This window comes from Acidisarcina polymorpha (assembly GCF_003330725.1).
In the GTDB taxonomy this organism is placed as follows: Bacteria; Acidobacteriota; Terriglobia; order Terriglobales; family Acidobacteriaceae; genus Acidisarcina; species Acidisarcina polymorpha.
Window position 1 is genome coordinate 185,254 of the sequence record NZ_CP030840.1, and the last position, 11,369, is coordinate 196,622.

Annotated in this window: 7 protein-coding genes; 4 read left to right on the forward strand and 3 right to left on the reverse strand. The window is 57.3% G+C overall.

Features of this window, described 5'->3' with window-relative positions:
• The first annotated feature begins 121 nt into the window (after positions 1-121).
• A complete protein-coding gene (locus tag ACPOL_RS00900; RefSeq protein ID WP_114205389.1) occupies positions 122-1,276 on the forward strand; it encodes a mechanosensitive ion channel family protein in 1,155 nt (384 codons plus the stop codon).
• Between the two features lie 59 nt (positions 1,277-1,335).
• Here ACPOL_RS00900 and egtD read toward each other — a convergent pair whose 3' ends face one another.
• The 3 genes from egtD to ACPOL_RS00915 form a co-directional block, all read right to left on the reverse strand.
• Positions 1,336-2,331, reverse strand: a complete 996-nt coding sequence (gene egtD / locus ACPOL_RS00905; protein ID WP_114205390.1) for an L-histidine N(alpha)-methyltransferase — start codon at positions 2,329-2,331, stop codon at positions 1,336-1,338.
• 44 nt (positions 2,332-2,375) lie between these two features.
• Positions 2,376-3,671 carry an ergothioneine biosynthesis protein EgtB gene (egtB, locus tag ACPOL_RS00910; protein ID WP_114205391.1) on the reverse strand — a complete coding sequence of 432 codons (1,296 nt, stop codon included), beginning with the start codon at positions 3,669-3,671 and terminating at the stop codon, positions 2,376-2,378.
• Positions 3,672-3,852: 181 nt separating this feature from the next.
• Entirely contained in the window at positions 3,853-4,569 is a 717-nt protein-coding gene (locus tag ACPOL_RS00915) for a VIT1/CCC1 transporter family protein (protein ID WP_114205392.1), read from the reverse strand.
• Between the two features lie 221 nt (positions 4,570-4,790).
• Here ACPOL_RS00915 and ACPOL_RS00920 point away from each other — a divergent pair, with 221 nt between their 5' ends.
• From ACPOL_RS00920 to ACPOL_RS00930, 3 genes are all read left to right on the forward strand, one after another.
• Positions 4,791-5,477, forward strand: a complete 687-nt coding sequence (locus tag ACPOL_RS00920; RefSeq protein WP_114205393.1) for a DUF5666 domain-containing protein — start codon at positions 4,791-4,793, stop codon at positions 5,475-5,477.
• 56 nt (positions 5,478-5,533) lie between these two features.
• On the forward strand, positions 5,534-8,908 hold the full coding sequence (locus tag ACPOL_RS00925) for a TonB-dependent receptor (RefSeq protein WP_114205394.1): 3,375 nt from the start codon (positions 5,534-5,536) through the stop codon (positions 8,906-8,908).
• Between the two features lie 149 nt (positions 8,909-9,057).
• Positions 9,058-11,256: a VWA domain-containing protein gene (locus tag ACPOL_RS00930; protein ID WP_114210535.1), complete on the forward strand. Its 2,199-nt coding sequence runs from the start codon at positions 9,058-9,060 to the stop codon at positions 11,254-11,256.
• The last annotated feature ends 113 nt before the right edge of the window (positions 11,257-11,369 follow it).

Sequence of the window (11,369 nt, forward strand, 5' to 3'; positions counted from 1 at the left end):
GGAGCAATCACCCGGGAAGAGGATCGATCGATCCTCTTCCCGGGTGGGAGCCACGAAGCCCGGAAGAAACCCTCTGCGACCCACGCCGCATCAGCCTTAAGTAAACCGCTTCGAGGAAAAGATGGGAACCATACTTACTTTTTTCCAAAGTACTAGCCATACCCATACCCGCGAACTGTTTTTCAGCGTCAGCGCGCTTTGCGTCGCGATTGTGATCGGTCTTGCCTTGCACTTTCTGGCGTTCCGGATTCTTGCCCGCATCCGCAAGACTCAACCCAAGGAGCAGCCGCGTCTGCTTGGGGCGCTGCAGCGACTCAATCAGCCAGCCCGTTATATTGTGCTGCTGACCGGCATCTTCTTCGTACTTCCCTGGCTGCATGTTCCGTTGGAATGGACCAAGGTCGTATTCAAGACGCTCGCGGTGCTCTGGTTTGCCTCGCTGGGCTGGCTGATGGTCTCCTCGGTGTACATGCTTGAGGATTTGCTGGTCGCCCGCTATGACATGAGCGTGAGCGACAATCTTCGTGCTCGGCGCATTCGGACGCAGATGCAGTTGTTACGGCGAATGGCGATCATCTTTCTCATCGTCATCGACGCCGGCCTGATCCTCTCAGTGTTTCGTGACTCCTCGATCTGGCATTACGGCGCCGGACTGCTGGCTTCTGCTGGACTTGCCAGCCTGGTGCTCGCCACTGCGGCAAAATCCAGTGCGGAGAATCTTCTCGCCGGATTGCAGATTGCACTCACTGAGCCCATCCGCTTGGACGATGTTGTAATCGTTGAAGGCGAATGGGGGAAGATCGAAGAAATTACGACCACCTACGTGGTAGTCAAAATATGGGATCTGCGACGACTGGTCGTGCCTCTCACTTATTTCATCGAGAAGCCTTTTCAGAATTGGACGAGGCAGAGTTCAAACCTGCTGGGCACAGCCTTCCTCTACGTGGACTACTCCGTGCCGGTGGAGGCCTTGCGCCAGGAGTTTACCCGGGTGCTCGAAGCCTCGAAGCAATGGGACCGCGCGGTCAATGCTCTCCAGGTAACTGACGTTTGTCAGGGAACATTGCAGATTCGTTGTCTTGCGAGCTCGGCAAACGCGAGCGACCTCTTCGACCTCCGCTGCATCATCCGCGAAGAGATGATCGGGTTTATCCAGAAAAACTACCCCGACGCGTTTCCACGTACGCGCTTTGCTGCGGTTGGTGAGAGCGATCCGTTCTCATCACGAGACAGGGCGCGAGACCGTGATGAGCCGCTTCTCGCGCTCCCGCGTTAAACTCTCCCACAGAGTGGAGCTGGCGGAGAAGCTGCAACGTCATCCACCGAGCTCTCTCTTTAAACGGCTACGGCTAGGTATTCACCAAACCAGCCCAGGTCGTCCTTCCACTGCTTGGCTACCGAGAATCCAGCTCGATGGAGGAGCGACTCGACTTGTTGATCGGTGAATTTATGGCTGTTTTCGGTGTGAATGGTCTCAGCTCTGGCCAAACGTACTTGTAAGTCGAGAGCAGGAATAAAGACGATCTGGGTGATTAAGCTCTCAAGATGCATCTCGATTCGCGATAGTTCCTCATTCCATTTGGCTCGATGGCGGAAGAGTTGCAGGTTAAAATTACTTCCTAATTCGCGGTTGATGCGGGTTAGGACATTCTTGTTGAATGCCGCCGTCACACCTGCGGCATCATCATAGGCGCGCAATAAAATCTGGCGATCCTTGACCAGGTCCGCACCGAGCAGCAGCGAGTCGCCAGGAATGAGCTGAGCACGCACGTCCCGAAGAATCTGCAATGCGTGCGGCAGCTCAAAGTTGCCGATGCTTGACCCGATATAAAGGAACATGCGCCGTTCACCGGACTTGCGGTGGTTGAGCTGGCCGGCGACATTGCTTAAGCCATCGGTGTAGTCGGAAACGATCGGCTCCACGGTTAGACCAGTAATCGCCGCTTCGAGACGCTGCTTTGCTTCCTCTAACGCAGACTTCGAAACATCCAGAGCGCGATAGGTGATACTTCCCTGGCGGCGGATAGCTGCTTCTAGCAACAGGCCCGTCTTTGAACCGCTGCCGGCCCCTAGTTCATAAATCGTCAGGTCCCCTGAACCGGCGCCGGCGATGATCTCATCCGCGTGGGATGTGAGGATCTCGCGTTCGGCGCGAGTGACGTAATATTCCGGAAGTTCGGTGATGGCTTCAAAGAGTCTGGAGCCCTCATCGTCATAGAAAAGCCAGGGGCTCAAAGAACGAGGGCGCCCCGAAAGACCGCGAAGCACTTCAGCGCCGATCGGGCTCTGGGCTGCCTCTGACAGGGATGGTAGTGGGGTGAATGCATGCATGATTTTTGAGAGGGAAGAAATCCCCGGGTTCTCCAAATTACCAATTACCGATTAGCCAGCCGAAAACCGGAGAACTGCCACCGCGTCGAAGCGGGAAAGAAGTTCCGGTAGCTGGCGCGAATATGGCTCGCGGGCGTCACAATAGATCCTCCGCGCAAGACCATCTGATTGCTCATGAATTTCCCGTTATATTCGCCTAGCGCCCCTGATAAGGGTCGATAGCCGGGGTAGCCGACATAGGGGCTGCGGGTCCACTCCCATACATCCCCAAACATCTGATTCATGGTTGCGGCATTAGGCTTCCCCCCGGACGCGATTGTGGATGAAATTTCACAAGCAGAGGGATGGAGTCTTCCACTCTCGAGCAGATTCCCCTCAACTTGCAGCCGGGAGGCAGCGATCTCCCATTCACCCTCGGTCGGCAGTCGCTTGCCCGCCCAGTTGGCGAAGGCATCTGCCTCGAAGTAACTCACATGACAGACGGGCGTGCCGGCAAGGTCGCTCAACGGCATTTCGCCATGGAGCGTAAAGACACTCCATTCTCCGGATTGATCGCGGTGCCAATAGAGCGGCGCGCGCCAATTCTGCGCTTGGATCGTGTCCCATCCTTCGGAGAGCCAGAGTTCGGGCCGCTCATATCCGCCGCAATTCATGAAATCGAGAAACTCAGCGCAGGTAACCGGACGAGAGGCTAGTTGAAATGGCTCGAAGTATTGCTTATGCCGGGGGGATTCATTGTCGAAGGCGAAACCGTCCCCGGTATGCCCAATCTCGTGAACTCCCCCTGGGTATTCAACCCACTGCATCGCAGCCGCCGGACCGCTTGCCGGCAACCGGGAATCGAGGTAAGCCGGGTGGAGAGGGTTTGTCCAGAATGCGTGTTTGATGTCGGTTGCCAGCAACTCCGCGTGTTGCTGCTCATGGTGTAAGCCAAGGACCAGGCGCTCCTGCGCCTCCGCAGGCATTCCGGATTCGAAGAGGCGCTCCATCGATGCTTCAACGTGCCGCCGGTAGTCGAGAATCGCCTCCAGTCCCGGACGAGAGAAGGAAGCCCGAAGCTTCTTCTCGGGATGATCGGAGATCGAGTTGTAGTAGCTGTTAAGAAGCCAGAGGAAATCGGGGTGGTATTCCTGATACCCCGGGAGAAACTCCCGCAGGATAAACGTCTCGAAGAACCAGGTGGTGTGCGCCAGGTGCCATTTTGCGGGACTGGCTTCCGGACAGGATTGCACCATCATGTCTTCCGCAGTCAGCGGCGCACAGAGTTCGAGGCTCTGCTGCCGCACATTACAGAATTGTTGGGAAAGGGTTGTTTGGATTGAAATTTGCTTGGGAGTCATGGATGAGGCGTCCTCCTCTACTTAGAGCATGTTTTTCATCGTATGTTGCCTTTCACTCCTCATCAATTCAAATGGTTTAAGGAGTGGCAGTGTTTATGCGGCAGCGGATTCCATGAGATTGTTTCAGCAGCGATTTGGATTCGCGAATTCTTGATTTAAGAGTCTGATTGATGTCGCCTGATCACATCTTGTTGAGGAGCTTGGCTAATCCGAAGGCCGCGCCTGCGGCCACCCCTCCGATAAGCGTGGTTTGAAAGGCGCTCTTCCATGCGCCAGCCCCCGTGAGCCGGCCCTTGACCGCGCCAAAGGTGAAAAGTGCGACCAAGGTGACCCCCACCGAGACGACCAGCGCTTTGGATGCCTGCCCCATCAAGATATAGGGCAGCAGCGGCACAAAGCCGCCGGCGATGTAGGACAAAGCGATAGTAAGCGCGCTTTGCCGGGCCCGTCCTTTCTCCTGCTCTTCGAGGCCAAGTTCAAAGCGCATCATGAAGTCGACCCACGCCGTCGGATTTCGCTTCAGGGCTTCAAGCACGGAAGCGCTTTCCGAACGCTCCACTCCATATTCCTCAAAGATCTCGTAAATCTCTTCTTCCTCGTCGCGGGTCCGTTCGACGATTTCGCGTTCCTCGCGCGTTCGCTCGCTCGCGTAGTGTTCCGCATCGCCCTGAGCTGCGAGATACCCGCCCAACCCCATGGCGATCGAACCAGCGGCGATCTCCGCCATGCCGGCAAGAACGATCAGATGGGTGGAGCTGACTGCTCCCGAGAGCCCGGCCGCGAGTGCGAAGGGCACCGTCAACCCATCGGACATCCCGATGACCACGTCGCGGACCAACTCTCCCGATTGAAAGTGTTTTTCGTCGTGACCGGCGATCGCCCGATTGGTGTCATGCATGGAGGGGAGTCTAATTGAAGGTGGCGGCTAACTCCAAAATCCGAAGCCAGGAGTGATTTGGGCCGGGCAATATTGATGGGGAGAGACCTCCGGACGAGTAGGCCTCTCCTCGAATGAGGTAACTCGTCTCCGGATCCGCGATCTGCTGCGTCTTACCCCTCCAGCGCCCCGTCTATCCCTTCGAAATGCAAGCGCAATCTTCACATCTGCGAGCTTTTTCAATGGCCAAGTGCCTCCTTCTGCTGTTGGCGATGCTTGCGACCATTACCAGCCCGATCTATTCCCAGGAGGGTCCCCCACAGGGTGGTCCCGGAGGCGGAATGGTAGGGATGCTGGGCGGACGTGGTCTGCATGGAACGGTGACTGCTATCTCCGGCACAACTATCACCCTCAAGACAGACGAGGGGGAGAGCTATCAGGTCTTCACAAGTGCCAACAGCCACATCATGAAAGAGCGGCAGCCGATCAAGTTGAACGATATCCACACTGGAGATTCTCTGGTTGCGGGCGGTGAGGTCGACGCCAAGGCCAAGACGGTCGGCGCGGTCTTTGTGGCTGTCTTGACTGCCGAACAAGCTGCACAAGCAAAGAAAATGCGCGAGGATTTCGGCAAGACCTGGACGGCCGGCGAGGTGACCTCCATCAAAGACACGACTATCACGCTAAAGCGATTGGATGGAGCGACTCAGGCAGTTTCAGTTGATGAAAATACTTCCTTCAAAAAACGTCACGACAGCATCACACTAGCGGATATCCAGGTGGGAGATCGGCTCGGCGCTCAGGGAGCCGTTAAAGATGGAACATTCGTCGCTACGTCGGTGAATGTCAGAGGAGGAGAGGCCGGAGGCGAAGACCGCGGCCAAAGCAACCGGCAAGGGCCGGCTGGAGCTCCCCCACCGAATCCGTAAGTTTTCCATTTGCCGGCCACGTTGCAAGGCCTTTCGCCACAAATTTTGGATCCATTATGAGCTTCCGCGGACAATTCGCCGGCTGGTTTGGACTGGTGTCCCTTGTGATTGTCACAACAAGCAACGTTGTATCTCTGACGCAGGCGCAGACTACTCAATCGATTACCCAACCAGCATCTCCAACTCCGCCGGCTGCGACCGTCGCCGGTGGGACGATTCACGGATCGGTGAAGGCCGGCACGATCCCTTTACCTGGAGTGGGCATCACCGCAACCAACACCCTTACCGGCAAGAAATTCGCCACCACGACGGACGTCGCCGGCGCTTATTTGATGACCATCCCGCAAAATGGCCGGTACGTAATCCGGGCGGAGCTTGCGGCTTTTGCTACGGCGACCAAAGAAGCGCTGTTGAACGCCACCAGCAGGGACCAACAGGCAGACTTCGGCCTGACACTGGCCTCCCGCGCCGCCCAGCAAGATCAGCGCGAACAAGCTGCAACCCGCCAACTTGGCGCCGGAGGCGCTCAGACCCTATCTCTCCTCGGCGCGGTCGCGGATGCGCTGCAAGTGGGAGGCGGAGGCAATGCCGGCGCATCCTTACCGTCCATCTCGGGCAACTCCGACTTTTCAGGAGATTCAGTAGCCGTCACCGGTCAGACGGGGACGACCAATCTATTCGCCGGGATGGGTGACCAGATCCGGCAAGGATTCGAGAACGAGCAGCAGCTTCAGGGACTCTCCCAGGTTCCGGGACAAACGGCAAGCACGGGCGCTGGATTGTTTGGGGGCGGCCCAGGAGGCGGTTTCGGCGGACCCGGGGGCGGTGGCGGCGGTCGCGGTGGACGCGGCGGTGGCTTTGGCAACTTCCGCAACTTCAAGCCCAATCAACCGCATGGCGCCATATTCTGGAACGGCGGCGATTCGGCACTGAATGCCCAGCCCTTTGCCGTCCGCGGCCAACAGACCCAGAATCCTGGTTACAGCACCAACCACTACGGCATCACCCTGGCCGGCGAACCATTCATCCCCAAGCTCACCAAGCCGAGCAGCAAGGATTTTGTCTTCCTGACTCTTTCCGGTCAGCGGACGAGCTCGCCATTTAACGAATACGCGACCGTGCCGACGGCCTTGGAGCGGACAGGAAATTTTTCGCAACTCGTTGGCATCAATGGAGCATTGGTGCCGATCTACAATCCAACGACCGGCCTGCAATATCCGAACAACACCATCGATACTCCATTGAGCCCACAGGCGAGCGCGTTGCTGCAGTACTTGCCTGCGCCGAACCTCCCCGGGACTACCCAGAACTATCGCCTTTTGACCACCCAGGGGTCAAATACCGACGTGCTGGGCGTTCGCTATAACCATAGTTTTGGAGCGTCGACTGGCAATGCTCCCTCGTTCCTCAGACAGTTCATTAACACTGGCAACGGCCTGAACCAGAGCCTCAATGTAAATTTCAACCTGAGCCATGCGGCCACTGACGAGGTCAATATATTCCCCGATTTAGGTGGGAAAGAGCAGACGCACAGTTACTCTGCCACCGTGGGCTACTCGATCGGCAAAGGCAAGCTAACCAACAACATCAGCTTCAGTTGGAACTACAATGATTCAGAGTTAAGGAACTTCTTCACCAATACTCAAGACGTCGCCACCCAGACCGGCATCCTCGGCTCCGGCGGGAGCTCAGCGCTGAATCCGAACCCATTGAATTGGGGTCTGCCAAGCCTGGTCTTTAACCAGTTCAACGGCCTGAATCAAACCCAGCCCAACTTCCGCCTTACTCAAAGTTTTGGGCTTTCGGAGTCGAGTTCCTGGCGTCGGGGAAAAAATAATGTTCGTTTCGGCGGAGACGTTCATCGCGTCGACCTCAACCTGATCGGCGGAACGAACTCGACTGGCACCTTCTACTTCACCGGCTTTGCGACTCAACAGCCGGGCAGCCAATCGGGCAGCCAGGTGGCCCTATCCGGATCTTCGTTTGCAGACTTCCTGCTCGGCCTCCCGCAGGAATCGACGATCCAGTCGCCTCAGCAAAAGGCTTACATGCGTCAGGACACCTGGGACTTATTTGTTCAGGATGACTGGCGCGCTCTTCCCAACCTCACAATCCTCGCCGGTCTCCGCTATGAGTACTTTTCCCCGTATTCCGAGAAGGACGACCGGCTGGCGACCCTTGATTACAATTCGGCATTCACTGAGGTGCAGCGGGTGCTCCCGAATGGTATCGGGCCGATCTCCGGACAGCGATATCCGCATTCCCTGATTTATCCGGAGCGCAACAACTTCTCGCCGCGTCTGGGTCTCGCATGGAGACCGTTCAGAGACACCGTGGTTCGCGCTGGTTACGGCATCAACTACACCGTCGCCCAATATGGCAATTTCATCCAGGACCTTGCCTATCAGCCGCCGTTCGCGAACGTACAGACTAACGAAGTGACCTCCGGCGCGGCGATCTCCTTGGCCAATGGCTTCTCCGGCAGCCAAGCGGCAGCGAATTACGCAGTCAATAAGAACTATCGATTGCCTTACGTACAAGTCTGGAATCTGGATATCCAGCGCAGCTTGCCGCTGGCGATCGTGCTGAATGTCGGCTATAACGGCGCCAAAGGGACTCGCCTCGACGTCTTGAGTGCGCCCGGAATCTACAATAACGCGCCCGCAAGCGGCGTTTTCTTCGACTTCGAGGACTCTGTGGCGTTCTCAAACTTCAACGCTCTCGCAGTTCGCGCAAACAAGCGTCTCCAGAACGGCATCTCGCTGCAGATGACCTACACGTATTCCCATTCGATCGATGATGCCTCGTCCGTGGGTGCGGCCTCTCCGAAGCCCGCGCAGAACTGGCAAAATATCCTCGCCGAAGAGAGCAATTCCAGCTTTGACATCCGACACCAGGCCAAAGGAAGTTTCTTGTATGAACTCCCCTTCGGCCCAGACAAACACTATTTGAGCAATGGAAATTGGGCTTCTCATGCGTTTGGAGATTGGTCCATCTCCGGGAGCTACACACTGGCCACCGGATCCCCACTAACGCCGGCTATCTCAGCGTCGATCGCCGATGTCGCCCGCGGCACGGCCGGTTCGCTGCGTCCGGATCGTGTCGCCGGGGTGTCAATTCGATCTGGCGGGGGCAGCCTTAATCAGTGGTTCAACACCGCTGCCTTTGCGGCTCCGCCTGGCGACAACTTCGGCAGCGCCTCGCGATATTCAATCCCCGGGCCCGGCACAACCGACGTCAACATGTCGCTTTCGAAGACATTCCAGTTCAAGGACTCAAAGAGCCTGGAGGTCCGCGGCACCGCCAGCAACGCCTTTAACATCGTCCAATATGCCGGGGTGAATACGCAGTTCGACTCGACCGCCTTCGGTCAGGTCACCTCCGCTCAATCCATGCGCCAGATCACGTTTCTGGCCAGGTACAGGTTTTAGCGATGAACACGACGAAGAGCAGAAAGGCCGCTATCCTGTCTCGAACCTTGCGAGCTTTGCTCTTCTGCCGTTTCTTTGCCCAGGAACTTTGCGCTCTCCGAGGTCAAAGTAGATGCTCGCCAACGCTGCTCACCGCTGTGGTCTTCCTCATGATTGGCCTTCGACTACTTGCGGTCGCGCAGGGACCGCCGCCGACGCCGGATGGACCGCCGCCTTCCGATGCTCAACCCAATAATGGCTCGTTTACGCTCAAGATCAACAGCGACCTGGTGTTAACCAATGTGGTGGTGCGAGACAAGAAGACCGGCGAGGTGGTGCGCGGACTCACGCAAAATGATTTTACGATTCTAGAAAATGGCAAGCCGCAAAAGATCTCGACCTTTGACTTCGAAAGCGTTGATCAGGCAACGCCGCTCAATGAGGCCACCGTAAGCGGGATGACAGGAAGCAGAGGTAAGGACGCCCTGAACAAGCCGATCGTGGTGAGCGGGGGGCAACTCCGCAACCACCGGCTCATCGTCTTCTTCTTCGATCTGACTTCGATGCAGCCGGAGGACATCGACCGCTCTGTCGAAGCGGCGAAGAACTATGTCAACAAGCAGATGCAGCCTGCCGATCTGGTCGCCGTCGTCTCCCTGAACACCAGCCTTTCACTCGATCAAGACTTCACGGCAAACAAAGCCGCGTTGCTCCACGCGGTTGGCCAATATAACGGATCGGAGGGCCAGGGCTTCGCGCCCGGAGCGACCACTACTACAAATACCGTGGAAGACTCCACTGCGTACACCGCGGACGAGACCGAGTACAACGACATCAATACCGATCGTGAACTCTTCGCCATCTCCACGATCTCGAAGTCGCTGGCCTATATCGGGGAGAAAAAATCGCTGCTTTATTTCTCCGGCGGCATCTCGCGCGATGGCATCGAAAACCAGGCGTCTCTGCGGAACGCCGTCAACGCCGCGGTGCGCGCCAACCTCTCCATCTATAGCGTGGACACCAGGGGTCTGCAGGCGATATCTCCCCTCGGCGACGCCACCACTGGAAGCCTGCGCGGCACCGGAGCCTTCAATGGTTCGGCGCTGCAGAACAATCTCGACTCCAACTTCAATTCACAGGAGGTCATGTCGACGCTGTCGACCGATACCGGTGGCAAAGCATTCTTCGATTCGAATGATTTCGCTCCCGCTTTCCAGCGGCTTCAACAAGACACCTCGGCCTACTACACGATCGGCTTCCGCTCCTCGGATCCACGCCGCGATGGCCGCTATCGGAAGCTCACAGTCAAGATCAACCGGAACGACGTAAAGCTCGACTACCGTCAGGGCTACTATGCCCCGGCGGACTTTAAACACTCCACGAATGAAGATCGCGAGCGCGAGCTCGATGAAGAGCTGGCCAGCCAACTGCCCGCGACCGACGTCGCCGTCTATCTTCAGGCTCTTTACTTCAGGGTCGACGAAACCCACTTTTTTGTACCCGTCTCGATCGTGGTGCCCGGTTCCCAGATCCCCTTCACCAAAGGGGGCGATCGGGACAAGGCGACCCTCGACATCATCGGCGTGGTGCGGGATGCAGCCGGACGCGACATCGGCGACGCCCGGCAAACGGTGAAGCTGGCCATCGATCAGGCGCAACAGGTTTCGCGGAAGAACATTCAATATTCAACCGGATTCAACCTGCCCATCGGGAAATACCACCTCAAGTTCGTCGTCCGCGAGAACGAGACTGGGAAGATGGGTTCGTTCGAGACCGACATTAATGTGCCCGATCTCCGCAAAGCCCCACTCAAGCTGAGTTCCGTGGTCCTGGCCAGCCAGCGCATTCCCAACACCAATAAGAAGGACGCCAGTCCCCTGGTGCGCGATGGGTTGGAGTTCGTTCCCAATCTCCCCCATGTCTTCCGCCAGGACCAACACCTCTATTTCCTCTATGAGGTCTACGATCCGAAGCATGCCGGAACGGCGGACCAGGGCTCCTCCGATGGGAAGACGGCGAAGCCGGCCAAGGGAGCTTCCGGCTCGCCGGTGCGGGTCCTCACCAGCATCGAGTTTCTCAATGGCTCGACCAAGGTCTACGAAACACCGCTCGTCGAGGCGAAAGACATTAACACTCCATCCCGGGACGCCGTTGCCTTTCAGTTCGATGTGCCGCTGACCGCGCTCAAGGCAGGGCTTTACACTTGCCAGATCAACGTCATCGACGACGCAGGCGGAAGTTTCAGCTTCCCGCGGACTGCACTGCTGATCCGCGACGCGCAGCCCGCAGCTCCAACTCCAGGAGCACCCGCGCCATTAACTCCAACGCCATCTCCAGCTCCGGCCCCGTCGCCAACGGGCGCGCAATAAGATCCTCCTAAGAGAATGGAGCTTAGGGAGAGAATGGATCGTAGGGAACCAACCTAGTAACTCCCCCGGGCAACTCGCCGATCATTTCGGATCACTAAGTGAATGCCGTTGCG

Coding starts and splice junctions, on each gene's coding strand:
- ACPOL_RS00900 (WP_114205389.1), top strand. CDS start 122: ATGGGAACCATACTTACTTTTTTCCAAAGTACTAGCCATACCCATACC.
- egtD (WP_114205390.1), bottom strand. CDS start 2,331: ATGCATGCATTCACCCCACTACCATCCCTGTCAGAGGCAGCCCAGAGC.
- egtB (WP_114205391.1), bottom strand. CDS start 3,671: ATGACTCCCAAGCAAATTTCAATCCAAACAACCCTTTCCCAACAATTC.
- ACPOL_RS00915 (WP_114205392.1), bottom strand. CDS start 4,569: ATGCATGACACCAATCGGGCGATCGCCGGTCACGACGAAAAACACTTT.
- ACPOL_RS00920 (WP_114205393.1), top strand. CDS start 4,791: ATGGCCAAGTGCCTCCTTCTGCTGTTGGCGATGCTTGCGACCATTACC.
- ACPOL_RS00925 (WP_114205394.1), top strand. CDS start 5,534: ATGAGCTTCCGCGGACAATTCGCCGGCTGGTTTGGACTGGTGTCCCTT.
- ACPOL_RS00930 (WP_114210535.1), top strand. CDS start 9,058: ATGATTGGCCTTCGACTACTTGCGGTCGCGCAGGGACCGCCGCCGACG.